This is a genomic window from Polaromonas sp. P1_F9 (assembly GCF_056405615.1).
The window spans coordinates 270,567-294,912 of the sequence record NZ_JBFUBT010000005.1; the positions used below are offsets into that span (position 1 = coordinate 270,567).

Sequence of the window (24,346 nt, forward strand, 5' to 3'; positions counted from 1 at the left end):
TCTAGCCGCACGCGGCCGCCTTGCCAGAAAAAATCGGACGAAATGCGTAAGGACCGTGGCTGGGCTGCGACTACTACCCAATACACCACCGCCAAGGACATCGCCATGAGCCCGACCGAACACACGTTTTCCCAAACCGCCAGCCGCCAGCCCAACGGAATTTACGGGCGGGCCTTGCTCCTGTCTCTTGCGTCCCTGATGTCAATTGCATCAGCCATCGCCCAAGTCCCGGCAGCTGCCAGGGCCGCAAGCGCACCTGCCCCCGCGATGGTGCCCGCCGCTGTGCCGCAGATCGAGGGCAAGACGATTGAGGGCGCACCCTTCAGGCTGGCTTCGCTGAAGGGCAAGGTGGTGCTGGTGATGTTCTGGTCAACCGGCTGCGCTGTGTGCCGCGACAAGATGCCTGAGCTGCGAAACAACTACGAGGGTTGGGCAGGCAAACCTTTTGAACTTGTCGCCGTCAACACCGACTCGCGCATGCAGGATTTCCTCGATTACGAACGCATCATTTCCCGCACCGTTCCCATGAAGCAGCGGTTTGTACAGCTCTGGACAGGTGACGGCGGCTACAAAGACAACATCGGCAAGCCCGTGCAGCTGCCGGCCGCATTTCTCGTCGACAAGACAGGTACTGTGGTCGAGCGCTATGTGGGCCGCATCCCTCCCGAAGCCTGGGATCGCATCGCCGATTTGCTGTAGCAAAAGCAGGCGTGGGCGACCGATCCGGTCCGGCGCATAAAAATTTTTTTGGCGCGCGTAAGAAAACCGGAGCGGGCCAGACTAATTCGCAACCACACAGAAAAACAAAAAAATTCTGCCGTGGTTGTTTTATTCAACTTTCACACTTCACGAATTAACAGGAGCTTTCACCATGAACCAACGCGCCATGATTGCCGCCGCTGCAGCCTCCCTGCTGTCCACCATGCTCGTCGCAGCGCCCGCCGCCGCCCAGGAAAAAGAAAAGTGCTACGGCATCACTACCGCCGGGCAGAACGACTGCGCCAACCTGAGCGGCACGCACTCTTGCGCCGGCCAGTCCAAGGTCGGCGCCGATGCCAACGAATGGAAATATGTTGCCAAGGGCACTTGCGCCAGCATGAAGGGCATGACCGCAGAGCAGGCCAAGATGAAGGCGATGGAAAAGAAGAGCTGAGCACGCATCCTTGCCAAGGCAAAAGGTGGGGCATGCCGTGTAGCCGGCAGCCCCTCTAGATCGCTCCCGCCAGACCAGCACAGCATTCACCATGTCCCCCTCACATCACACGGGCACTGCCACCTGCGGGATCGGCTGGCGGCACCCCCATTACGGCGAGCTGCTGGAGTCCTTGCCTGATGTGGATTTCATCGAGGTCCATTCCGAGAATTTTTTTGCGGAAGGTGGTGCCGCGCTGGCCGTGCTGAGTCAAGCGCGTGAACACTATCCTGTCAGCCTGCACGGTGTCGGGCTGGCCCTGGGTTCGGTCTGCGGCATCGATGCCTGGCATCTCGATCAGCTGGCCCGCCTGGTGGCACGCATCGAGCCAATCCGCGTTTCCGACCATGCCTGTTTTGCGCGAGGCGCGTCGGCGGGCCGCGAGCTTCACGCCGCGGACCTGCTGCCCCTTGCCTTCAACAATGCGGCGCTGGACGTGATCTGCGCCAACGTGCAGCGCGTGCAGGACCGGCTGAAACGGCCGCTGCTGGTGGAAAACCTGTCGGCCTATCTGCACTTCAACAGTTCGGATCGCGAGGAGACCACATTTCTTCGTGAGCTGGTGGCGCGCACGGGTTGTGGCCTGCTGGTCGACGTGAACAATATCTATGTCAATGCGCTCAACGCCCGCCTTGCCGGCAACGAGGCCGACCCATTGGCCGCTTGCCTGAATTGGCTGGAGCAGATTCCGCCCGGCTGCGTGGGTGAACTTCACCTGGCCGGCCATCATGATGGCGGTGACATCGTGATCGACGATCACGGCAGCCGCGTGTGCGCCGACGTCTGGCAGATCTATCGCCACGCCCGGCAGCGCTTTGGCAGCGTGCCGGCGCTGGTGGAATGGGACACCGACATTCCGCCGTTGCAGGTGCTGTTGGAGGAAGCCGCACACGCGCGAAGCATCACGGCAGGCGCTCCGCAGGCGGTGAGCGCATGAACGGAATCGACATGCTGGCCCTGCAACAGCAAGCATTGCTGCACGCCCTGCTGGGCGAGCGCGACGACAGCGGCCTCTGGTCTCACCTTCAGCCTGGAGGGGCTCATGCACCGCTGGCGCGCCGGGGTTTGCAGGCCTACCAGGCCAACGGGCTGGCGTTGGCGGAACGGGCGCTGGGCGCGGCCTATCCGGTGCTGGCGCAGCTGATCGGGGGCGAGAGTTTTGCGGCGCTGGCGCGGCATTTCTGGCTGCGCCATCCTTCCAGCCGGGGCGACATGGCTTGCTGGGGCGATGCGCTCGCGGCTTTCCTGGAGGCCGCCCCGCAACTGGCGGACGAACCCTACCTGGGCGACGTCGCCCGCGTTGAGTGGGCGCTGCACCAGGCAGCCACGGCCGCCGATGCCCGGCCCGATCCAAACGCTTTTACCCTGCTTTCTTCCGCCGATCCCGCAGAGATCACTTTGACGCTGGACGCCGGTGTTTTTCTGCTGGCCAGCGCGTATCCGGTGGCCAGCATTGTCAACGCCCATTTGCTGGGCGCGCCTGCGTTGGCTGAGGCGGCCGCGTTGCTGCGTGCCGGTGCGGCGGAGTATGCGCTGGTCTGGCGGCAGGGTTTCAAGCCTCGTGTGTGCACCATCACCGCAGCGGAGCACGCGCTGCTGGAAGCGCTTCGGTGCGGGAGCTCGCTGGACTCTGCTCTGGGGTGCGCACTAAAAAGCGAGTCGGCGGGCACGCCGGAGTCCGCGCCGGCGTTCAGCTTCGAACACTGGCTGGGCCGGGCCGTGCAAGACGGCCTTGTCACGGGCGCGCATCGGTTGGCCCATTCACCTTCCCAGGCATCCCGTCCGGCCGCGCCCAATCCTCCCAACCTTCATAGCAACTCAGGGAAACATCCATGAACACCATCCACACCGCACCCACGAACCCGGCAGGCCTCTGGCAGCGTGGCCTGGGCCTCTGGCGCCTGTTGACCCGCATGCTGGATTCGCTTCAGCCTTTCGCGGCTTTGTTGGCCCGGCTTTACATCGCGCAGGTGTTTTTTCTCTCGGGCCTGACCAAGCTGAGGGACTGGGAAATCACCGTAGCCCTCTTCACCGACGAGTACAAAGTCCCTTTGCTGCCGCCCGCTTTGGCCGCATCCATGGGTACTGCAGGCGAGATCGCCTTGCCGGTTCTGCTCGTGCTGGGCCTGGGAGGGCGGTTTTCGCCCCTGGGGCTGTTCGTGGTGAATGCCGTGGCGGTGATCTCGCTCAGCGAGATCGCGCCGGCCGCCCTGCAGCAGCATGTTTTCTGGGGCTCGCTGCTGGCGGGGCTGGCCATTTACGGTCTGGGCCCATGGTCGCTGGACCGCTGGTTGGTACAACGCCTTCAACGCGGACATTAATAATGAAATAGGACTCTCGCAGGGCTCCATCCCAGCTTCATCCTCTCACCAGTTGACTTCGCGATCCGGTGTGGCGCCAATGCGGTGGACGGACAGATCCGCACCTTCAAATTCCTCTTCCTGACTTAGCCTGAGGCCCATCGTGGACTTGAGGGCGCCATAGACAGTAAAGCCGGCTAGCAGCGCCCAGGCCACGCCCATGGCGCTGCCCAGCAACTGGGCACCAAAGCTCACACCGCCCAGCCCCCCCAGGGCCTGGTTGCCGAAGATGCCGGCAGCGATGCCACCCCACAGGCCGCACAGGCCATGCAGTGGCCAGACGCCCAGTACGTCATCAATCTTCCATTTGTTCTGTGTCAGCGTGAACATCACGACGAACAGGCCACCGGCGATGCCGCCCGTCACCAGCGCGCCCAGCGGATGCATCAGGTCTGAGCCTGCGCATACCGCCACCAATCCGGCCAGCGGCCCGTTGTGCACAAACCCCGGGTCATTCTTGCCAAACACCAGTGCGGCCAGTGTGCCGCCGACCATGGCCATCAGGGAGTTAACGGCGACCAGGCCGGAGATTTTGTCGATGGTCTGTGCGCTCATCACGTTAAAGCCGAACCAGCCCACAGTGAGGATCCAGGCACCCAGGGCCAGAAAAGGAATGTTCGAAGGCGGATGGGCCGACACTGCGCCATCCTTGCGGTAGCGGTTGCTGCGCGCGCCCAGCAAAATCACTGCCGGCAAGGCGAGCCAGCCGCCCACCGCGTGAACCACGATGGAGCCCGCAAAATCATGAAACTCCGCACCCGTCAGCGATTTGATCCAGCCCTGCACGCCGAAGTGCTGGTTCCAGACGATGCCCTCGAAGAAGGGGTAGACAAAACCGACGATGACGGCGGTCGCGATGAGCTGCGGGTAAAAACGCGCCCGCTCGGCGATGCCGCCCGAAATAATCGCCGGAATGGCTGCGGCAAAGGTCAGCAAGAAGAAGAACTTGACCAGTTCATAACCGTTTTTGGCTGCCAACTGCTCTGCGCCGACGAAGAAATGGGTGCCGTAAGCCACGCCATAGCCCACCACAAAATACGCCACGGTGGACACCGAGAAGTCCACCAGGATCTTGACCAGGGCATTGACCTGGTTCTTTTTGCGAACCGTGCCCAGTTCCAGAAAGGCAAAACCGGCGTGCATGGCGAGCACCAAGATGCCGCCCAGCAGGATGAACAAGGCATCCGAGCCCTGTTTTAGTGCTTCCATAAGTTCCTCTTCAGATGAAATTGCTATTTATTGGTGCGATTTCAGAGAAATTCCCGTAATCGCACCAAATACAAGCAAGAAATGCGCCTCGAGTGTGCGAGTGAATGGTTGCGTGCACCATTTCAGTCTGAAAGGGCTTGGACGCCCGCCGATATAATGAAGGCTGTCATTGGGGAGTAGCCAGCCTTTCAATCCTGAAAGGGGCTTGCGTCAACAGACTTGTTCCTTCGGAACATGGTGCAAGCGGTCTTCGGATCACGCGAGACCTTTGACTGCACAGCCTCCGCTTCAGGCCGGGGATGCCGTGCAGTCATGGGTTTTCGGCCGGAGTCTTTTGAATGGAAGCTTTCCTCGTCTCCACGGGCATCGTCGCCCTCGCCGAAATGGGCGACAAGACGCAACTCCTCGCGCTCATCCTTGCCGCCCGCTTTAAAAAGCCCTGGCCCATCGTTGCCGGCATCCTGGTCGCAACCTTGGTCAACCACGCCTTGGCTGGCGCCGCCGGCTCTTGGCTCACCACGCTGATCGGTCCGCAAATGCTGCGCTGGATCCTTGGCGCTTCGTTTCTGGTCATGGCCGCCTGGATGCTGGTGCCCGACAAGCTTGACGGAGACGAGAAGGAAAAACCGCCGCGCTACGGCGTGTTCTTCACCACCGTGCTGGTGTTCTTCCTGGCGGAAATGGGCGACAAAACGCAGATCGCCACCGTGATGCTGGCCGCGCGCTATGACGCCATCGTCAGCGTGGTCGCCGGCACCACCCTGGGCATGATGCTGGCGAACGCGCCGGTGGTCTGGCTCGGCGAGCGCGTCACGCGTCTCGTGCCGCTGCGTGCGGTGCACATAGTCTCGGCGCTGATCTTTGCAGGCTTGGGACTGGCGGCGCTGTTTATCTAAGCTCCCCAACCGTTGTGCCAACTGAATTCTTCAACCCAGCATGAGCCGTGGAACCGGCTTTGCCGGGCCACAGGCGGGCGGCCCCCTCGGGGGGCAGCGACCCACACGAAGTGGGGGAGCGTGGGGGTATACTAGTTTTAGCGCCGATTTGCTCAGCTTGCGGGCGCTTAAAAAGTACAGCTAAAGACGACATCCAGAAACCCGGACTCGCTTTAGCGATGCCGGGCTTTTTGTTTTCTGCAGGTGATTTTTTGACTCTTATTGCCACCCCGCTCAGCATGCATTTCGTCGAGGCGCTGCCGCTGCAGAGCGGTGCGTTAATACGCGCCTATGACCTGAGCTATGAGACCTACGGTGAGCTCAACGCCGACAAATCCAACGCAGTGCTGATCTGCCACGCGCTCAATGCCTCGCACCATGTGGCGGGTGTGTACCTCGATGCGCAGGGCCAGCCGATAGCCAAATCCGAAGGCTGGTGGGACACCATGATCGGCCCCGGCAAGCCGGTGGACACCGACCGCTTTTTCGTGATCGGCGTCAACAACCTGGGCTCCTGCTTCGGCTCCACCGGGCCCATGCAGCCCAACCCCGACACGCAGGAGCTCTACGGCGCCGACTTCCCCGTTGTCACGGTGCAGGACTGGGTCAGCGCACAGGCCCGCCTGCTGGACCGCCTGGGCATCCAGACCCTGGCCGCCGTGATGGGCGGCAGCCTGGGCGGCATGCAAGCGCTGGCCTGGACGCTGCAATACCCCGACCGCGTGCGCCACGCCGTGGTGGTGGCCAGCGCGCCCAACCTCACAGCCGAGAACATCGCCTTCAACGAAGTCGCCCGCCGCGCCATCGTGACCGATCCCGATTTTCACGGCGGCCACTTCTATCGCCACGGCGTGTTGCCCAAACGCGGCCTGCGCATCGCCCGCATGATCGGCCACATCACTTACCTGAGCGACGACGTGATGAACGAGAAGTTCGGCCGTCAGTTACGGCAGGCGGTAGCCGAGACGGTGAATGCCGATGCCCCCTATAAATACACGACGCAGGACATCGAGTTCGAAATCGAAAGCTACCTGCGCTACCAGGGCGACAAATTCAGCGAGTACTTCGACGCCAATACCTATTTGCTGATCACGCGGGCGCTCGACTACTTCGACCCGGCCTGGGCGCACGGCGGCAACCTCACCCAGGCTCTGGCCCATGTGACAGCCAGGTTCCTGCTTGTGAGCTTCACCACCGACTGGCGCTTTTCCCCCGCGCGCAGCCGCGAAATCGTCAAGGCCTTGCTCGACAATCAGCGCGACGTGAGTTACGCCGAAATCGACGCCCCGCACGGCCACGATGCTTTTTTGCTGGAGGATGAGCGCTATCTCGGTGTGGTGCGTTCCTACTTCCAGAGCAAGGTGGCCGTATGAACCCGACGACTGTTGACCTCAATGTGCAGCCTTCGGCCGACCTGCTGTCCATCGCCCGCCTGGTGCCGCCCGGCTCCCGCGTGCTCGACCTGGGCTGCGGCACCGGCGAAATGCTGGACCACCTGATCCGCCAGCGCGGCTGCTCGGGCTACGGCGTCGAAATCAACGATGCCAACGTCCAGGCCTGCGTGGCGCGCGGCGTCAATGTGATCCAGCTCAACCTCGAAGAAGGCCTGGCGCTGTTCGGCGACAGCTCGTTCGACGTGGTGCTGCAGATCGACACCCTGCAGCACCTGCACAACGCCGAAACCATGCTGCGCGAAACCGCGCGTGTGGGCCGCGCCGGCGTCGTCGTGTTTCCCAACTTCGGCCACTGGCCCAACCGCCTGGCGGTTGCGCGCGGCCGCATGCCGGTAACGAAGGTGCTGCCTTACCAGTGGTATGACACGCCCAACATCCGTGTCGGTACGCTGCAGGATTTCGAAGCACTCGCGCTGCAAAACCAGTTGCAGATCCTAGACTCTTTCGGCTTGCAGGACGGCCGCGAAGTCCGTTTCTGGCCCAATGCCCGCGCCAGCCGGGCAGTCTTCAAGTTCCAGCGGAGCTAGGATTGGCGCAAGGACGCGCTCTGGTGGTAGTATTGGCTCATCGGGATTTCAGCCTCCCGAATCTTCACAGATAGACGGTGTCCCGTCCAAGCGCTGGCAACTCATTGGAGTACTCCGTGGACACCTCTACCCTTTCCGTTCCTTCCATTTCCCCCCAAGAACTCGCAGCCCGCATGGGCCGTGCCGATGCACCTTTGCTGCTCGACGTGCGGCGCAAAGGCAAGTTCCTTGAAAGCCCCCATCTGATTGCAGGCGCCCGGCGCTGCGCACCGGAAGACATTGCAAGCTTTTCCATCTCGCAGCCGCCACGCGAAGTCGTGGTGTATTGCGTCTATGGGCACAACGTCAGCGCGGATGCTGTCATTGAACTGCGCGCCGCGGGCTGGAATGCGTATGCGTTGTCCGGCGGTATCGAAGGCGGTGAAGACGGCGTTGATACGCCGCAAGACATTGCCCAATGGCGCGCACAGCGCCCGGTCACCGTCGTCAAGCGGCCTGACTGGGGCGTCACCGGCGAGCAGGCCTCGCGCTGGATCACGCGCGAGCGGCCCAAAATCGACCGGATCGCCTGCCCTTGGCTGGTACGGCGCTTCATCGATGAGCGCGCGGAATTCTTCTACGTGCCGACTCTGCAGGTGCTGAGTGAAGCAAAACGGCTGGGTGCCGTGGCCTACGACATTCCTGGCGCGCCGGTCTCGCATGAAGGCGAGCTGTGCAGCTTTGACACTCTGATGCGGGCCTTTGGATTGACAGATCCCGCGCTGGCCATCCTGGCCCGCATCGTGCGTGGCGCCGACACAGACCGCCTCGAACTCGCGCCGCAATCGGCCGGCCTGCTGGCGTTCTCGTTGGGCCTGTCGCGCCTGCACGCAGACGACGACCACGCCATGCTGGAGGCTGCCATGCCGTTATACGACGCACTCTACGCATGGTGCCGCAGTGCGCAAGGCGAGCCGCACAATTGGAAACCAGAAACCATGACCGGAGCTGCCAAGTGACCACCGCCTTGCCCTCTTCCCGCCCTTTGCCCCATGAACGGCCGTCGGCTGTGTCTTTTGCCGATGCGCTCAGGTTCTGGCTCAAGCTCGGCTTCATCAGCTTTGGCGGGCCTGCCGGGCAGATTGCCATCATGCACCGCGAGCTGGTCGAGCAAAAACGCTGGATCAGCGAGCGGCGCTTTCTGCATGCGCTGAACTACTGCATGCTGCTGCCCGGGCCCGAGGCACAGCAGCTGGCTACCTATATCGGCTGGCTTATGCACCGCACCTGGGGCGGGATCGTGGCAGGTGCGCTGTTTGTGCTGCCTTCACTGTTTATCCTGATCGCGCTCAGCTGGGTCTATGTGGCCTTTGGTGATGTGCCGCTGGTCGCAGGCCTGTTTTACGGCATCAAGCCGGCGGTCGCCGCCATTGTGCTGCAGGCGGTGCATCGCATCGGCTCACGTTCATTAAGAAAACCGGCCCAGGCTCCTGTTCTATGGGCGATAGCAGCTATTAGTTTTGTAGCAATCTATGTGTCGAACGTGCCGTTTCCGCTGATCGTGCTTGGCGCGGCGGTGGTGGGATGGCTGGGAGCCCGCTTCTCGCCGGCGCAGTTTTCCGGTGGCGCGGGGCATGGCGAGGCGAAGCTTGGGTATGGGCCGGCGCTGATCGACGACGACACGCCGACACCGGAGCATGCGCGCTTCAAGTCCTCGCGGCTGGCTGCCGTGCTGGGGGTGGGCGCGGTGCTGTGGCTGCTGCCCATGGGGGTCTTGATGGCCACCCAGGGCTGGGACGCCACGCTGACGCGGATGGGCTGGTTCTTTACCAAGGCCGCGCTGCTCACCTTCGGCGGCGCCTATGCGGTCCTGCCCTATGTCTACCAGGGCGCGGTGGAGCAGTTCCACTGGTTGACCGGCCCGCAGATGATCGACGGGCTTGCGCTGGGTGAAACCACGCCCGGCCCGCTGATCATGGTGGTGGCTTTCGTCGGTTTTATGGGCGGCTGGGCAAAGCAGGTGCTGGGGCCGGACATGCTGTTTCTCGGCGCTGCGCTGGCGGCCTCCGTGGTGACCTGGTTTACCTTTCTCCCCTCCTTCCTGTTCATCCTGGCGGGTGGGCCGCTGGTGGAGTCCACGCATGGCAAGCTGCATTTCACTGCACCGCTGGCAGCCATCACGGCGGCGGTGGTCGGGGTGATCGCCAGTCTGGCACTGTTTTTCCTTGCGCACATTGCCTTGCGGGCAGACGCCGGAGGGTCCTGGTGGGCCAGAGTGGATTTCTACGCGCTGGCCATCACGCTGGGCGCAGCCGTGGCCTTGCTGCGCTACAAGCGCGGTGTGATCCAGGTCATCTTTGCGTCGGCCCTGGCCGGCTTGCTGCTGCGCCTGTCCGGCCTGGCCTGATCGCGCCCCCCAGGAGCGCCGGGCGCGGTATGCTCAAGCCCTAGTGATGGAACCTTCCGACCCCAGCGCATCCCGGTCATCAACTCCGCTCCTGGAGCGCCTTTTTGGCGACTGGGTGTGTGAGGTGTCGCCCGCTACCTTGCGGGCCGACGCGATGGCCGGCCTGCTGGGCGCGGTCCTCGTGCTGCCGCAAGGCATTGCTTTCGCGACGCTGGCCGGCCTGCCGCCGGCCTACGGGCTATACACCGCTGTGATTCCCTGCATCATCGCCGCGCTTTTCGGCTCCAGCCGGCATGTCATGTCGGGCCCTACCAATGCAAACTCGCTGGCTCTGTTTGCCATGCTCTCGCCGCTGGCGATGGCGTTCAGCCCGCTTTACATCCAGCTGGCGTTGGCCGTCACCGTGATGGTCGGCATCATGCAATGGTTAATAGGCGCGCTGCGCCTGGGCGTGCTGGCCAACTTCATTTCGCCGGCTGTGCTGTTCGGCTTTACGTCGGGTGCGGCCTTGCTGATCGCCGTGCATGCGTTGCCCGACCTGTTGGGCCTGCCGGCCGCGCCTGAACACAGCGCGGCGGCGGTTCTGGGACATGTTCTCACGCAGATCGCTTCCGCTCAACCCATGGCGCTGGGTGTTGCGGCCATCACCCTGGGTGTCGCGCTGCTGTTGCGCCACCTGCGCCGCAACTGGCCTTACATGTTGATTGGATTGGCGGTGGCCACTGCGCTGGCCTGGGTGTGGAGCGGCCTTCTTCATCCCGGTGCCGCACCCTCCGCCTCGTTGCGTACTGTGGGCCAGATCCCCATACCCTGGCCGAGGTTCGAAGTGCCGCGCATCAGCTGGGCGCAGGCCGCCGACCTCATCGGCCTGGCGTTTGCATTAACCATCGTCGCGCTGGGCCAGGCGATCTCGATCGCCAAGACGGTAGCGCTTCGTTCGGGCCAGCGCATAGACGCCAACCGAGAATTCCGCGGCCAGGGCCTGTCCAACATCGTCGGCGGGTTGTTCTCGAGCTATGTCTCCTGCGGCTCGATGAACCGCTCCATGCCCAACCTGGAAGCCGGTGCGTGCACGCCGCTGGCCTCGGTGTTCTCCGCTTTGCTGCTGTTGGCCCTGGTGGCGGTAAGCGCGCCGTTGCTGGCGCAGATCCCCATGGCTGCGCTCGCGGCGTTGCTGGTGCTGGTAGCGTTCGCGCTGCTGGACTTCGCGCGCTGGAGCCAGCTGTTCACTTTGAGCCGCAGCGACTTTGGGGTGGCGATGGCCACCATGGTGGCGACCGTCACCATACGACTGGAGATCGCGATCTTGCTGGGCATGATTTTGTCGCTGATGTCTTTCCTCTATCGCACATCAAAACCAGCGATGCGCACCATGGGCTTTGACGGCCGTGGTCTGGACCGGCAGTTTGTGGTGATCGACAACTCGCCCGACGCGGGGCTGGAAGCCAAAAAATCGATGGGCCCTGACGGGCCCGAGGAAGCGCCCCGTCAGGTGCTGCCTGAGTGTCCACAATTAAAGCTGCTGCGCATGGAAGGCGAGGTCTACTTCGGCGCGACCCAGCATGTGGCCGACATCCTGCACGCGCTTCGCACCCAGCCGCAGCCGCAAAAACACCTGCTGGTCATGGGCAAGAGCATGAACTTCATCGACCTGGCCGGCGCCGAGCTCTGGGAGGCCGAACTCGCCGCGCGCCGCGCCATGGGTGGCGACCTGTACTTTCACCGGCCGCGGCCGGAAGTGATCCGCATGTGGCGCAAGACCGGTTTTACCAGCGTGCTGGGGCCCGAACATCAGTTTCCCGACAAGTTCACCGCGATCTCCACCATATTCAGCAAACTGGACCCGGAAATTTGCCGGCGCTGCACCGCCCGGATATTCTGGGAATGCCAGTCTGCGCCCGGCCCGGACACACCCACCGCCTGAAACCCATGCCCCAATTCGCCGCCAACCTCAGCTGGATGTACACCGAGCTTCCCATGGCGGAGCGCTTTGCCGCCGCTGCGCGGGACGGCTTCACGGCTGTGGAAATTCTGTCCCCATATGCCTGGGCCCCACACGAACTCAAGGCCATCCTGCAACAGCACGGCCAGCAGCTGGTGCTGTTCAACGCGCCGCCGGGTGGTGTGGATGTGGCCGGCATCGAGAAGGCTTGGGCTTCCTCGCAAAAAGGCACGGCCTGCCTGCCGGGCCATAAAGCCGAATTCCGTGGCGGCATCGCGATTGCGCTGGAGTATGCGCAAGCGCTGGGCTGCCCGCGCATTCACGTGATGGCGGGCACACTGCCCGCCGGGGTGGAGCGTGAAGCGGTGCAACCGACCTATGTGAACAACCTGCGTGAGGCGGCCGCACTGGCGGCCAAGGTGGGTGTGGACCTGTTGATCGAGCCCATCAACACGCGCGACATTCCGCGCTTCTTTTTGAACCGGCAAGACCATGCACATGAAATCATCCGCGAAGTCGGCGCGTCCAATGTCAAGGTGCAGATGGACCTCTACCACTGCCAGATCGTTGAAGGCGACCTGGCCATGAAACTGCGCAACTACCTGCCCACGGGCCACGTCGGCCATCTGCAGATCGCGGGCGCGCCCGGCCGCAATGAACCGGATGTCGGTGAGATCAACTACCCCTATCTGTTCGCGCTGCTCGATGAACTCGGCTACAGCGGTTGGGTAGGGTGTGAATACAAACCGCTGCGCGGCGAAGAAGCCGGCGCTACGCAGGCCGGGCTGGGCTGGTTGAAAAGATTTCGCGAACGCGCCTGAGCGCGTTCGCAGCATTCAGCGCGCGCAACGAAACGTCAAATTGATGCGCTGCCTCCCCAGGCGCGCATGTTCGCCATCGGCCAGCGGCGCCACCCCGTGATAAGCCAGCCGTGACGGGCCGCCCCACACCGCCACGTCGCCATGCACCAGGCGGTATTGCGCGGGGCGGTCGCTGCGGTTCAGGCCGCCGAACAAAAACATCGCCGGCAAGCCCAGCGAGACCGACACGATGGGCGCGTCCAGCGTGGCCTCGTCCTTATCCTGGTGCAGCGAAAGCCGTGCGCCGGGCTCATAGCAGTTGATCAGGCAGGCGTCCGGACGGAAGTTATTAAAGCCCGCTTCCGCCGCGGCGCGCAGCGCCAGCTCCGCAAAGCAGCCCGGCATGGGCGGCCAGGGCTTGCCAGACAGCGGGTCCTTCGCGTCATAGCGGTAACCGCTGCGATCCGACACCCAGCCCAGCGCGCCGCAATTGCTCATCGCGACCGACATGGTGTAGCCGCCGGGCGTGACCAGATGGCGCAGCGGCGCGGCCGCGGCGACGTCTTGCACAGCTTGCAGCAACACCTCGTCCATCTCGAGGGCAAGCCCGCGCAGCAGCATGGCGCCCGGTGCCATCACCTCGGGCGCGGTGTATGGCGCCGGCACCTCATCGAAAATCCCCAAGGTCAAGCCATCTCCTTCATTGAGCATCATGAAAAATAATGCCCAGCGTGTGCCGGTGCCCGCTGCGCACTGTGCTCACGCCGTGCCGCATGTTGACCCGGTAAAACCCTCGGCTGCCTTGCACCGGCCGGTGATGCACGGCAAATACTACGGCATCGCCTTGCCGCAGCGGCACCACTTCAGGCCGAGACTGCATGCGCGGGCGCTGCTCCGTCAGCACAAATTCGCCGCCGGTAAAGTCCTCGCCCGGGCGCGACAACAGCACGGCGACCTGGATAGGGAACACGTGCTCGCCATACAGGTCTTGGTGCAGGCAGTTGTAGTCTCCAGGACCATATTGCAAGAGCAGCGGTGTAGGCCGCTGTTGGCCTGCCGCGTGGCAGCATGCGAGGAAATCGGCATGGACCGGCGGATAGCGGACGTCAATCCCCATGGCCTGGTTCCAGGCATTGGCCACGCCGACCAACTGCGGGTAAAGCGTGGTGCGCAGCCGCGCCACAATGTTCGGCAGCGGGTAATTGAAGTACTGGTATTCACCCTGGCCGAAGCCGTGGCGCTGCATCACGATGCGGCTGCGGAAATGGCATGCATCGGCATACAGCCCGGCCACGGTTTCGCATTCCTGCGCGCTCAGCAGCTGTGGCAGCACAGCGCTGCCGTGCCGGTTCAGTGTGGCTGTGATGCGCGCCCAGTTATCCTGGCCAGCGCTGGCATCAGTTGGGTCGGGCAACAGGGTAGGTGCTTCAGAAACAAGTGGCATGCTGCAATCCGTCAGGGCGATGGAGCGTCCATCAACAGCTCAGGATAAATCCGGCGGCTCGCTGACGCTCGCCAGAACCGGACATTTCATTCAGTCGCGATCAAGCCGCCAACTCGGTCAGGATAGGGCAGTCGGGCCGGCTGTTGCCTTGGCAACAATGCGCCAGGTGCCCCAGGGTCTGCTTCATCGCCTCCATCTCCGCGATGCGGCACTCCAGATCAGCCATATGGGCCAGTGCGATGCGTTTGACGTCCGCGCTGGCGCGGCGCTTGTTCTGCCATAGCTTGAGCAGCTCAGTGATCTCGGCCATGCTGAAGCCCAAGGTACGGGCGCGGCGTATGAAGCGCAGCGTGTGCACTTCTTTTTCGCCGTATTGGCGGTAGCCCGCGTCGGTGCGATGCACCGTGGGCAGCAGGCCCAGCGACTCGTAGTGGCGAATCATCTTGGCGGACACGCCCGTGTGCGCAGCGGCCTGGCCGATGTTGAGCGGGCCTGTATCAATGGTGTTAGTCATGGGTGTTTCCCTTCCAGCGGCGCAGCAGCAAGGCATTCATCACCACGCTGGCGCTGCTCAGCGCCATGGCGGCGCCGGCGATCACGGGGCTCAGCAGTCCCAACGCGGCCAGCGGGATGCCGACCACGTTGTAGACAAAGGCCCAGAACAGGTTCTGGCGTATCTTCGCGTAGGTGCGGCGTGAAATGTCGATGGCATCCGCCACCAGCGCCGGGTTGCCACGCATCAGCGTGATGCCGGCCGCATGCATGGCCACGTCGGTGCCGGTGGACATCGCGATGCCCACATCGGCGGCCGCCAGGGCCGGTGCATCGTTGATGCCGTCGCCCACCATGGCCACGCGTCCGCCATGCGCCTGCACGCCGACGCGAAGTTGCCCGATGATGGCGGCCTTGTCCGCAGGCAGCACTTGGCTGTGCACGAGGTCCATTCCGAGTTGCTGCGCCACGGCTTCGGCGCTGCCGCGGTTGTCGCCGGTCACCAAAGCGGTTTGAATGTCCAGTGCGTGGAGGCGGGCAATCGCCGGCGCCGCGCTGCTTTTGAGCGTGTCGCCAAACGCCATCAGCCCGAGAAGCCGCGGTGTTCCGGTGACCTCGGCCAGCCACGATACCGTGCGGCCTTGGGCTTCGAGTTCTTTGGCGCGAGCGTTCAGTGCGGCGAGGTTGTTCAAGTCCAGACCCAGCTCCTGCATGAAGCGCGGGCTTCCGAGCCGCAGTTCGCGGCCTGCCACCACGGCGGCCATGCCGCGGCCGGCGACGGCGCGCAACTCTGTCGCTGTGGGAATCTCCAGCTGCTGCTCCGCAGCGCGCCGTGTGACCGCGCGGGCGAGCGGGTGTTCGCTGCCCGACTGGATGGCGGCCGACCAGGCCAGCAACTCATCGGCGGCGATGGCGTTGGGCTCCAGCGCCACCAGTTCGGGTTTGCCCTCGGTCAGCGTGCCGGTCTTGTCAAAAGCCACTACCTTGACGCTGTGCGCCACTTCTAGCGCCTCCGCGTCCTTGATCAGGATACCCCGGCGTGCGGCGGCGCCCGTGCCCACCATGATGGCGGTGGGCGTGGCCAGCCCCAGCGCACAGGGACAGGCGATCACCAGCACAGCGACTGCATTGAGGATGGCCGCCTCCCAGTCATGCGTGGCCAAGCCCCAGCCCAGCAGCGTCACAAAGGCAATCGCTATCACCACCGGCACGAACACGGCGCTGACCTGGTCCACCAGCCGTTGTATTGGCGCTTTTTTGGCCTGGGCCGACTCGACCATCCGCACGATGCGGGCCAGCGTAGTCTCCGCACCGATGGCGGTCGTGCGCACTACGATCAGGCCCTCGGCATTGACCGCGCCGCCTGTCACCTGGTCGCCTGCATGTTTGGCGATTGGCAGGCTTTCGCCGGTGATCAGTGATTCGTCAACCTGCGTGCTGCCTTCCACGATCTCGCCGTCCACTGCGATGCGTTCTCCCGGGCGCACCACCACCAGATCGCCGAGCTGTATGTCTTGCAGGGCAACGTCCTCATCCTTCCCATCGCGTCGGCGGAGCGCCGTATCAGGTCGCAACGCCTGCAGCGCGCGGATGGCGGCTGTCGTCTGGTGTTTGGCGCGCGCTTCCATCCATTTTCCCAGCAGCACCAGCGTGACGACGACTGCCGAGGCTTCAAAATAGAGGTGAGCCATGCCGTGGCCGCCATGCCGTAGCAATTGATAGACGCTCAAGCCGTAGGCGGCTGAGGTGCCCAAGGCGACCAGCAAATCCATATTGCCGGTGCGAGCGCGCAAGGCGCTCCAGCCGGCGCGGTAAAAGCGTGCGCCCAGCCAGAATTGCACCGGCGTGGCGAGCAGCCATTGCAGCCATCCATTGAGCATCCAGTCTTTGCCGAACAGCGCGCCCACCATGGGCAGGGCCAGCGGTGCTGACAATGCCGCGGCCAATGCAATGGGCCACCAGGCAGCAGCGGGTTTGTCGACAAGGGCGCCAGCGGCGTGGATCTCCCGCGCCTGGTAGCCGGCCCTGGCCACTGCCGTCATCAGCGCGGGCAGCATGATGGCGTTGCCTGCCACGCTGACCTCGGCGGTCTCGGTCGCCAGGTTGACGCTGGCCGACAGCACTCCCGGCACCTGCTTGAGCGCTTTTTCGACGCGCGACACGCACGAAGCGCAGGTCATGCCGTCTATCTGAAGCTGCAGGGCCTGCTCGGTCACCCGGTAGCCTGCTTTTGCGACGGCCGCCTTCAGCGTGTCCATGCCGACATCACTGCGTGCTTTAACGCTGGCCTGCTCGGTCGCAAAGTTGACGCTGACGTCCTGGACGCCAGGAACGCCGGCCAGCGAGCGTTCCACACGCGCCACGCAGGAGGCGCAACTCATGCCCTCGATGGGAAGCAGCCACTCGGTCAGTGCGGCCGCGGCGGCAGGTTGGTTCTGGGGGGAGGTGATGTTCATGACGGCAGTCTGAACCTTACCACCATGGGAGGGTCAAGGGCTCTCAGTCAATAGCCCTGAACGCAAGCAGGGACTTGGCAGGCGGCGCTTGACCCTGCCCCTATGGGAAGGTTCAGACTTGGGCCCAAGCTGTCTCAACTTTCTCAACTTTCAGGAAATACGTTTTATGGAATTCACCATCCCCGCCATGAGCTGCGGCCACTGCGCCGGCGCCATTACCCAAGCCGTCAAGTTACTGGACCCGGCTGCGCAGGTCAACGTCGACCTGGTATCGAAAAAGGTCGTGGTGCAGTCTTCGCAAGACCAGGCTACTGTGGCGGCGGCCCTTGCCGAAGCGGGTTATCCCGCACGGTAAGGCACTTGTATCCGACGGGAAGGACGGTTGAGCATCGATAGAATGGCCCTTCCTTCCTCCATCGAGCCGCCTAGTGTCCGACCGATTCGCCGTTCTTCCCCAATATCTGTTTCCCAAGCAGGCGCTGACCAACTTTGCCGGTTTTGTGGCGTCGCGTGAGCGCGGCTGGATCACCACGGAGATCATCCGCCGCTTTGTCGCCAAGTACCAGGTCAACATGGACGAGGCCCTCAATTCGGACATTGCCAGCTACCTCACTTTCAACGACTTCTTCACGCGCGCGCTCAAGCCCGGCGCACGCCCGTTGGCAAAAGCCGAGCTGATCTCACCGGTGGATGGCGCGATCAGCCAGTTCGGTGCGATTGAGAAGGACCAGATTTTCCAGGCCAAGGGCCACAGTTATTCAACCACCGCACTGGTGGGCGGCGACGCGGCGCTGGCTGCGCACTACCAGGACGGCCATTTCGCCACGCTCTACCTGAGCCCCAAGGACTACCACCGCATCCACATGCCGGCCGGTGGCCGGCTGACGCGCATGATCTATGTGCCGGGCGACCTGTTTTCGGTCAACCCCGTCACTGCGCGCGGTGTGCCGGGGCTGTTCGCGCGCAATGAGCGCGTGGTCTGCGTCTTTGAGTCCGCTCGCGGGCCGTTTGTGCTGGTGCTGGTCGGCGCAACGATTGTCGGCAGCATGGCCACGGTGTGGCACGGTGTGGTCAACCCGCCGCGCGGCAAGGTGGTGCGGCAATGGGACTATCCCGACGAGCCGACCTCGACGATCCGCCTCAAGCAGGGCGAAGAAATGGGCCGCTTCCTGCTGGGCTCCACCGTTGTCATGTTGTTTCCCAAGGGGCCGCTGCAGTTCAACCCCGAGTGGGCGCCCGGGCGCGAAATACGGCTCGGCGAAGCCATGGCGGTCTACGGTTAAGCAGAGGGCGTGAAGCCCAGGCAGTTTAAAAACGCCATGGCCGCCGCCGGCGCCCTTTCCTTGGCGCCGTTGATGAAATACACAAACACGTCGCGCGGCTTGCCCTGTGCCGGGGCTTCTTCCAGCGTCGGCAGGTCGGCCGGCGCGGATCCGTCGGCCCATTGCCGCGCGCGCTCAGCCCAGGCGTTCAGCGCGCCTTCCTCGTAGCCGGTCTCCAGGCCTGCTTCGCTCATCATGAGGCGAGCGTAGGCGAAGTCACCCGTGAGGTCGGCGAAAGACGGAAATTTGTCGGCGTCGGTAAATACAGTGGCGACCTTGTAACGGCGTGCCAGCGCCAGGTAATCGGGCGACATAAAGCTCTCGTGGCGAACGTCGACGACATGGCGCAGCGCCCGGCCGTCCACCTGTTTGGGCAGCAGCGACAGAAACGCCTCGAAATCCCCTGCCTCAAACACCTTGCCGGGCATGAATTGCCAGACGATGGGGCCCAGCTTGTTGCCCAGCTCGCTGATGCCGCTTTCAGTGAAGCGCTGGATGGACTCGCCCGCCTCGGCCAGCACGCGGCGGTTGGTCGCGTAGCGCGAGGCCTTGAGGGAAAACATGAAGTTGTCCGGCGTCTCGTCGCGCCACTTCCTGAAGCTGGCCGGCTTGAGCGTGCCGTAGTAGGTGCCGTTGACCTCGATGGCGCTCAGCCGGCGGCTTGCGTATTCGAGTTCGCGGCTGTGCGACAGGCCGGCTGGGAAAAAGTTGTCGCGCCACGGCTCAAAGGTCCAGCCGCCCACGCCAGCACGGATGCGGGAATCGGCTGCCGTGGAAGGCGTGGCGGCGGAAGATGGCGCGTGTGCGCGGCTTGCTGGTGTCATGGCGGCTCCGTGGCGTACTTGTCTGCTTTCTCGTCCAAATTAGAGGAGTTATCTTTGCCCACGCCGCCCGCGATGCGTTGTAGGTTGAATTCTTCAATTGCGGGTCTTCCCGTGGCCGGTGGCGCGGTCTGTGTTGGAAGCGTACAGTAGCAGGTGCCGCAGCAAAATGCTGCCCTAAAAAGCCGATATTCCTGTTCCCGGAGCCTTTCCAATGAACGCCCCACTGCACCGCGAAATCCCCGCCAGCATCCTTAACGCCGCCCAGGCTCTGTCCCAGGTCACGGCGCAATGGGACGGCGACATCGTCAAACAGATCACCGACTACATCTCCATCCCAGCCAAGTCCCCCACGTTTGACAGTGACTGGGCGCAGCACGGCTTCATCGACACCGTCATGCGCAACGCGGCGGCCTGGGTCGAGGCGCAGAAGGTCGAAGGCCTCACGCTGGAGATCGTGCGCCTCGAAGGCCGCACCCCGGTGCTGTTCTTTGAGATCCCGGCCACGCGCGCCGATTCGACGCAAACCGTGTTGATGTACGGCCACCTCGACAAGCAGCCCGAGTTCACCGGCTGGCGCAATGATTTGAGCCCCTGGATGGCCAAGTACGAAGACGGGAAGCTTTATGGCCGTGGCGCCGCCGACGATGGTTATGCGGTCTACGCCAGCATTGCCGCGGTGCAGGCGCTCAAAGCGCAGAACGTGCCGCACCCGCGCATCGTTGGCCTGATCGAAACCTGCGAGGAAAGCGGCTCCTACGATTTGCTGCCTTACGTCAATGCGCTGCGTGAGCGCCTGGGCGACGTAGCGCTGGTGGTGTGCCTGGATTCCGGCGCGGGCAACTACGACCAGCTGTGGCTGACCACCAGCCTGCGCGGCAACGCGGCGGGCGTGCTCAAGGTGGAAATTCTCACCGAAGGCGTGCACTCCGGCGACGCCAGCGGCCTGGTGCCGTCGAGCTTTCGCATCATGCGCCAGGTGCTGGACCGCCTGGAAGACAGCAAGACCGGTCGCCTGCTGCCGCAGAGTTTTCATTGTGAAGTTCCGGCCGACCGGCTGGCGCAGGCGCAGGCCACCGCCAAAATCCTCGGCGAGGAAATCTACAAGCGCTTTCCGTGGGCACACTACGACTGCGAAGGCTCCAGCGCATTTGCCTTGCCCACCACGACCGACCCGGTGGAAGCCCTGCTTAACCGCACCTGGCGCCCGACGCTGAGCGTGACGGGTGCCGAAGGTTTTCCAGCCCTCAAGGATGCAGGCAATGTGCTGCGCCCCTACACCGCCTTCAAGCTCTCGCTGCGCTTTCCACCGCTGATCGACGCGGCTGCGGCCGTGCAGGAACTCAAGACGCTTCTGGAAGACAATGCGCCCTACCAGGCCAAAGTCACGTTTGAAAGCAACGGCGGCGCCACCGGCTGGAACGCGCCCCGCACTGTGCCCTGGTTTGAAAACGCGCTCAATGATGCATCGCAAAGCTTTTTCGGCGCGCCCTGCGGCACCATCGGCCAGGGCGGCACCATTCCGCTGATGAACATGCTGAGCAAGGGTTTCCCGAAGGCGCAGATGATGGTCTGCGGTGTGCTCGGCCCCAAGAGCAATGCCCACGGCCCCAACGAATTCCTGAACGTGCCCTACGCCAGGAAGCTGACCGCCGCGGTCGCGCATGTGATGGCCCGCGTTCCCGGTTGAGTTCGGGTGAACCGCCTTTCTTTTAGCCGCGCTTTGCCGGTTGCACTTTTTCCGGCCAGGGTTTGGGCCGTTGCGCTATGCATTCCACCGTCCTAGCGCCATTCACCGCCCGTGACGGCGAGAACCTGGCTCTCTATGAGTGGCCACTGGATGTTTCTGCCAGCGAAGCGGATCAAACTGCACTGCCGCCGCGCGCCATGGTGTTGCTGGTTCATGGCCTGGGCGAGCACGCCAGCCGCTACGAGCATGTTGCCGGCCAATTGCTCGACTGGGGTTTTGCGGTGCGCGCCTACGACCAGCGCGGCCATGGCGAATCGGGCGGGGTCCGTGGTGTGCTGCCCAATGAGACTGCACTGCTGGACGACCTGGCCGAGATCGTCGATGACACGCGCCTGCGTGGCGTGCGCCTTCTGGAGGAGGTCCGCGCGGACGGACGAAGCCTGCAGCCGCCTGCGTACCTTCCCCTGATCCTGCTTGGCCACAGCATGGGCGGTCTGGTGGTGAGCCGGTTTGTCGCGCTGGGCATTCGCCCCGTGGAAGGCCTCGTGATGTCTTCCCCTGCGCTGGATCCGGGGCTCAGCGCCTTGCAAAAGCTGCTGCTGGCCTTTATGCCGAGGCTGGCTCCCGACCTGTGTGTGGGCAACGGCCTGGACGCGCGCTACATCTCGCACGATGAAGAGGTGGTCAAAAAATACTTCGCCGACCGGCTGGTGCACCACAGAATCTCGCCACGCCTGGGTAAATTCGTCGCAACAGCGGGCCCCGCGACGGTAGTGGCCGCCTCCCAATGGCGCACGCCTACGCTGCTGATGTATGCGGGTGCGGACCGGCTTGTCAACCCGGCCGGCAGCCGCGCTTTTGCGGAAAACGCGGCCAACTCAACGGCCGTGACGGCCGGTACGGTGACAGCGCGGTGCTTTGAGGGTCTCTATCACGAGATCTTCAATGAAGTCGAGTCGGAGCCGGTGTTTGACACGCTCAAGGCCTGGCTGGACGCCCGCTTTTAGCGCGTAAGAAATTCCAAGGGAAATTCGGCGCGCAAATAGCTATAAAAACAATAGCAATAACTGATGGCAACCGGCAGCAGCCAATGCCTCAACGCTCCTGAAGCAGGCAGCCCAACATGCCCATCAGGTCTTCGCCGTTTCCCAGCCCTTGCGCAGGGGCCTGGCCTTCGGGCGTCAGGTGATTGATAAGGCCTGGCAGCATCCCAGCCAGCTAGCTGGCATCGCCGGGTTCCATGCCCAGCCTGGCCGCAATGTCGGACACGGTGCGAGGCGTAAACAGGTTCTTAGGCATTCGGTGCCTTACGTTGGCCGAGTGCAAGCCAGGCCAGCGCGGCGGCGGTGAGCCCCAGCGGCAGCAGTGACCCCAGGTTCAACAGCGCCCAGCCTTGGGTGGTCACCAGCACGCCGGAGGCCAGCGAGGAAACCGCCAGCACGGCAAAAATACAGAAATTGAGCGCGCCCTGCGCCTTGTCTTTTTCTTCCGGGCGATAGGTTGCAAGCGCCAGGGTGGTGCTGCCGGTGAAAAGAAAATTCCAGCCCAGACCCAGCAAAAAAAGCGCCACCAGAAATTCCTTGAGCTCCACGCCCGAGAGCGCGATCAGCACGCACACCACGTTGAGCGCCAGGCCCGCCGCCATGATGGGCAAAGTGCCGAAGCGCCTGATCAGGTGACCGGTGAAAAAGCCGGGTGCGAACATGCCGATCACGTGCCACTCCAGCACCAGCGCGACGCTGGAAAACGGCAAACCGCAAACCTGCATGGCAATTGGCGTGGCCGCCATCAGCAGGTTCATCACGCCAAAGCCCAGGGCACCGGCTGCGGCGGCCACGATGAAGATCGGCTGCCGCATGATTTCGCGAAGCGGCCGGCCACCGCGGTTGGCATGCGCCTCGGGCGGTGGCGGAAACCGGATGAATGCCAGCAGCGCCATCGACAGTAGTGCCACGCCGGCCAGTGCCAGGTAGGCGCCTGCAAAGGGCACGTCGGTCAGCCCCCGCGTAGAGGCCGCCAGGTTAGGCCCGGCAACGGCGCCCAGCAGGCCGCCAGCCATGACCAGGGAAATGGCTTTTTCGCGAAAAGCAGGCTGGGCGAGCTCGGCTGCGGCAAAGCGGTAGAGCTGGGCATTGGCGCTGTAGTAGCCCGCCACCACGGTGGCGGCCACCAGAAGCCAGAAATTTTTGCTGTAAGCCGCATAGCAGCACAGCAGCGCTGAGGCGACGGCCACCAGCAGGCCCAGCTGGAAGGAAGTCTTGCGCCCGAAGCGCGTTTGCGTGCGCGCCACCACGGACGTGGATAGCGCGCCGCCCACCACGTAACCCATGACGGGCAGTGTCGCCATCCAGCCTAGCGGGGCCAGGTTCAGGCCGACCAGGCCGTTAATGGCGATGAAGGTAACGTTGTTGGTGAGAAAGAGGCCCTGGCAGACGGCCAGCAGCCAGAGATTGCGGTTCATGGCGCGCCGCCTGTCACAGCGAGAAACGACAGACAGGCGAGCGGTGCGGTTTCGGCCCGAAGCACACGCGGGCCGAGGGTAACGGCCGCAAAACCGCAAGCCATGGCCGCAGCCTCTTCAGCCGGGCTGAGGCCGCCCTCGGGGCCGCTCAGGAAGGTCAGCGCACCGCCGGCAGCTACGGCTTCGGCCAGCGGCCGGCTGCCGTTTTGTAATGAGAGCAACAGCCGGTTGCTGCCAGCCGCACCTTGCCCCGCGCCTTTAAGCCAGTCAGACAGGTTGGCGGCGTCGTGAACGAGCGGCACACGGCTGCGGCCGCATTGCTCACAGGCCGCGACGGCGACGCCCCGCCAGTGCGCGATTTTTTTGTCGGCTCGCTCTCCCTTGATGCGCAGCACGCTGCGCTCGCTCATCAAGGGCTGGATGCTGGCCACGCCCAATTCGGCGGCTTTTTCAATCAGCCAGTCCATGCGTTCGTTGGCGGGCATGCCGACGGCCAGGTGGACGGCGCGATGGGCCTCACGCGCCGTGGCGGTGTAGGCGCCGACCATCACGTCCACATCGCTGCGGCCCATGCGCTCAACCGTGGCGGCGAATTCCCCTTCGCTGCCCGCCTGACCGTCTCCCCGGCCATTGAACAGCGTGAGCGCGTCGCCGGGCTGCATGCGCAAGACCTGCACGTGGCGGGCCGCATGCGCGGGCAGGCTGACGGAGCTGCCGGGCGACAGGGCGATGTCGGCGTAGAAACGGGCGGTCACGGGGCAGGCCTTGAAGCGGTACGAGGGGGCACAGGTGTTTTTGCTATAAAAATAGCAGCTACCTGTCCAATACCCATATGGGCTAGAGCCATATTTTTCA

The 24,346-nt window shown here is 63.7% G+C and carries 24 protein-coding genes and 1 riboswitch; of the genes, 16 read left to right on the forward strand and 8 right to left on the reverse strand.

Translation table 11 applies throughout. The annotated features are described in order from the left end of the window. Positions 1–42: 42 nt before the first annotated feature. From AC1DYR_RS17050 to AC1DYR_RS17070, 5 genes are all read left to right on the forward strand, one after another. On the forward strand, positions 43–699 hold the full coding sequence (locus AC1DYR_RS17050; RefSeq protein WP_477706147.1) for a peroxiredoxin family protein: 657 nt from the start codon (positions 43–45) through the stop codon (positions 697–699). Positions 700–871: 172 nt separating this feature from the next. Beyond that, positions 872–1,153: a BufA1 family periplasmic bufferin-type metallophore gene (locus AC1DYR_RS17055; protein WP_477706148.1), complete on the forward strand. Its 282-nt coding sequence runs from the start codon at positions 872–874 to the stop codon at positions 1,151–1,153. A gap of 91 nt (positions 1,154–1,244) precedes the next feature. Then, a complete protein-coding gene (gene bufB / locus AC1DYR_RS17060; protein WP_477706149.1) occupies positions 1,245–2,129 on the forward strand; it encodes an MNIO family bufferin maturase in 885 nt (294 codons plus the stop codon). Then, positions 2,126–3,028 carry an HvfC/BufC family peptide modification chaperone gene (locus AC1DYR_RS17065; RefSeq protein WP_477706150.1) on the forward strand — a complete coding sequence of 301 codons (903 nt, stop codon included), beginning with the start codon at positions 2,126–2,128 and terminating at the stop codon, positions 3,026–3,028. The genes bufB and AC1DYR_RS17065 overlap by 4 nt, the downstream gene beginning before the upstream one ends. Further along, on the forward strand, positions 3,025–3,513 hold the full coding sequence (locus tag AC1DYR_RS17070) for a DoxX family protein (RefSeq protein ID WP_477706151.1): 489 nt from the start codon (positions 3,025–3,027) through the stop codon (positions 3,511–3,513). The genes AC1DYR_RS17065 and AC1DYR_RS17070 overlap by 4 nt, the downstream gene beginning before the upstream one ends. A gap of 45 nt (positions 3,514–3,558) precedes the next feature. Here AC1DYR_RS17070 and AC1DYR_RS17075 read toward each other — a convergent pair whose 3' ends face one another. Further along, positions 3,559–4,761 (reverse strand): ammonium transporter, encoded by a 1,203-nt coding sequence (locus AC1DYR_RS17075; protein WP_477706152.1) that lies wholly within the window; start codon positions 4,759–4,761, stop codon positions 3,559–3,561. 159 nt (positions 4,762–4,920) lie between these two features. Further along, positions 4,921–5,095: riboswitch (yybP-ykoY riboswitch) on the forward strand. 4 nt (positions 5,096–5,099) lie between these two features. Between AC1DYR_RS17075 and AC1DYR_RS17080 the strand changes: the two genes are divergently transcribed. From AC1DYR_RS17080 to otnI, 7 genes are all read left to right on the forward strand, one after another. After that, positions 5,100–5,657: a TMEM165/GDT1 family protein gene (locus AC1DYR_RS17080; RefSeq protein WP_477706153.1), complete on the forward strand. Its 558-nt coding sequence runs from the start codon at positions 5,100–5,102 to the stop codon at positions 5,655–5,657. Between the two features lie 251 nt (positions 5,658–5,908). Continuing rightward, positions 5,909–7,069, forward strand: coding sequence for a homoserine O-succinyltransferase MetX (gene metX, locus AC1DYR_RS17085; RefSeq protein ID WP_477706154.1), 1,161 nt, complete (start codon positions 5,909–5,911; stop codon positions 7,067–7,069). Further along, positions 7,066–7,677, forward strand: a complete 612-nt coding sequence (gene metW / locus AC1DYR_RS17090) for a methionine biosynthesis protein MetW (RefSeq protein WP_477706155.1) — start codon at positions 7,066–7,068, stop codon at positions 7,675–7,677. The genes metX and metW overlap by 4 nt, the downstream gene beginning before the upstream one ends. 116 nt (positions 7,678–7,793) lie before the next feature. Continuing rightward, positions 7,794–8,675 carry a chromate resistance protein ChrB domain-containing protein gene (locus tag AC1DYR_RS17095; protein WP_477706156.1) on the forward strand — a complete coding sequence of 294 codons (882 nt, stop codon included), beginning with the start codon at positions 7,794–7,796 and terminating at the stop codon, positions 8,673–8,675. After that, positions 8,672–10,063 (forward strand): chromate efflux transporter, encoded by a 1,392-nt coding sequence (gene chrA, locus AC1DYR_RS17100; RefSeq protein ID WP_477706157.1) that lies wholly within the window; start codon positions 8,672–8,674, stop codon positions 10,061–10,063. Before AC1DYR_RS17095 ends, chrA begins: the two co-directional genes overlap by 4 nt. A gap of 46 nt (positions 10,064–10,109) precedes the next feature. After that, positions 10,110–11,987, forward strand: coding sequence for a SulP family inorganic anion transporter (locus tag AC1DYR_RS17105; RefSeq protein ID WP_477706158.1), 1,878 nt, complete (start codon positions 10,110–10,112; stop codon positions 11,985–11,987). A 5-nt stretch (positions 11,988–11,992) separates the two neighbouring features. Next, entirely contained in the window at positions 11,993–12,826 is an 834-nt protein-coding gene (otnI, locus tag AC1DYR_RS17110; protein WP_477706159.1) for a 2-oxo-tetronate isomerase, read from the forward strand. 15 nt (positions 12,827–12,841) lie between these two features. On the opposite strand, the gene alkB is transcribed toward otnI, so the two are convergent. From alkB to AC1DYR_RS17130, 4 genes are all read right to left on the reverse strand, one after another. After that, the gene (gene alkB, locus AC1DYR_RS17115; protein ID WP_477706160.1) at positions 12,842–13,495 is read right to left on the reverse strand and encodes a DNA oxidative demethylase AlkB; all 654 of its coding nucleotides are present in this window, start codon (positions 13,493–13,495) and stop codon (positions 12,842–12,844) included. A gap of 10 nt (positions 13,496–13,505) precedes the next feature. Then, on the reverse strand, positions 13,506–14,249 hold the full coding sequence (locus AC1DYR_RS17120; RefSeq protein WP_477706161.1) for a 2OG-Fe(II) oxygenase: 744 nt from the start codon (positions 14,247–14,249) through the stop codon (positions 13,506–13,508). 100 nt (positions 14,250–14,349) lie between these two features. Further along, positions 14,350–14,763 (reverse strand): Cu(I)-responsive transcriptional regulator, encoded by a 414-nt coding sequence (cueR, locus tag AC1DYR_RS17125; protein ID WP_477706162.1) that lies wholly within the window; start codon positions 14,761–14,763, stop codon positions 14,350–14,352. Next, positions 14,756–17,197, reverse strand: coding sequence for a heavy metal translocating P-type ATPase (locus tag AC1DYR_RS17130; RefSeq protein ID WP_477706163.1), 2,442 nt, complete (start codon positions 17,195–17,197; stop codon positions 14,756–14,758). The genes cueR and AC1DYR_RS17130 overlap by 8 nt, the downstream gene beginning before the upstream one ends. A 166-nt stretch (positions 17,198–17,363) precedes the next feature. Between AC1DYR_RS17130 and AC1DYR_RS17135 the strand changes: the two genes are divergently transcribed. Together AC1DYR_RS17135 and asd are read left to right on the forward strand one after the other, a co-directional pair. Further along, a complete protein-coding gene (locus AC1DYR_RS17135; protein ID WP_477706164.1) occupies positions 17,364–17,552 on the forward strand; it encodes a heavy-metal-associated domain-containing protein in 189 nt (62 codons plus the stop codon). Between the two features lie 73 nt (positions 17,553–17,625). Beyond that, positions 17,626–18,480 carry an archaetidylserine decarboxylase gene (asd, locus tag AC1DYR_RS17140; RefSeq protein ID WP_477706165.1) on the forward strand — a complete coding sequence of 285 codons (855 nt, stop codon included), beginning with the start codon at positions 17,626–17,628 and terminating at the stop codon, positions 18,478–18,480. On the opposite strand, the gene AC1DYR_RS17145 is transcribed toward asd, so the two are convergent. After that, on the reverse strand, positions 18,477–19,343 hold the full coding sequence (locus AC1DYR_RS17145; protein WP_477706166.1) for a DUF72 domain-containing protein: 867 nt from the start codon (positions 19,341–19,343) through the stop codon (positions 18,477–18,479). The genes asd and AC1DYR_RS17145 overlap by 4 nt on opposite strands. A 211-nt stretch (positions 19,344–19,554) precedes the next feature. On the opposite strand from AC1DYR_RS17145, the gene AC1DYR_RS17150 reads away from it, so the two are divergent. Further along, a complete protein-coding gene (locus AC1DYR_RS17150; RefSeq protein WP_477706167.1) occupies positions 19,555–21,030 on the forward strand; it encodes a M20 family metallopeptidase in 1,476 nt (491 codons plus the stop codon). 77 nt (positions 21,031–21,107) lie between these two features. Beyond that, the gene (locus AC1DYR_RS17155; protein WP_477706168.1) at positions 21,108–22,037 is read left to right on the forward strand and encodes a lysophospholipase; all 930 of its coding nucleotides are present in this window, start codon (positions 21,108–21,110) and stop codon (positions 22,035–22,037) included. 284 nt (positions 22,038–22,321) lie between these two features. On the opposite strand, the gene AC1DYR_RS17160 is transcribed toward AC1DYR_RS17155, so the two are convergent. Together AC1DYR_RS17160 and AC1DYR_RS17165 are read right to left on the reverse strand one after the other, a co-directional pair. Beyond that, positions 22,322–23,491 carry an MFS transporter gene (locus AC1DYR_RS17160; RefSeq protein WP_477706169.1) on the reverse strand — a complete coding sequence of 390 codons (1,170 nt, stop codon included), beginning with the start codon at positions 23,489–23,491 and terminating at the stop codon, positions 22,322–22,324. Beyond that, positions 23,488–24,246 (reverse strand): 16S rRNA (uracil(1498)-N(3))-methyltransferase, encoded by a 759-nt coding sequence (locus tag AC1DYR_RS17165; RefSeq protein ID WP_477706170.1) that lies wholly within the window; start codon positions 24,244–24,246, stop codon positions 23,488–23,490. The genes AC1DYR_RS17160 and AC1DYR_RS17165 overlap by 4 nt, the downstream gene beginning before the upstream one ends. Between the last annotated feature and the right edge of the window lie 100 nt (positions 24,247–24,346).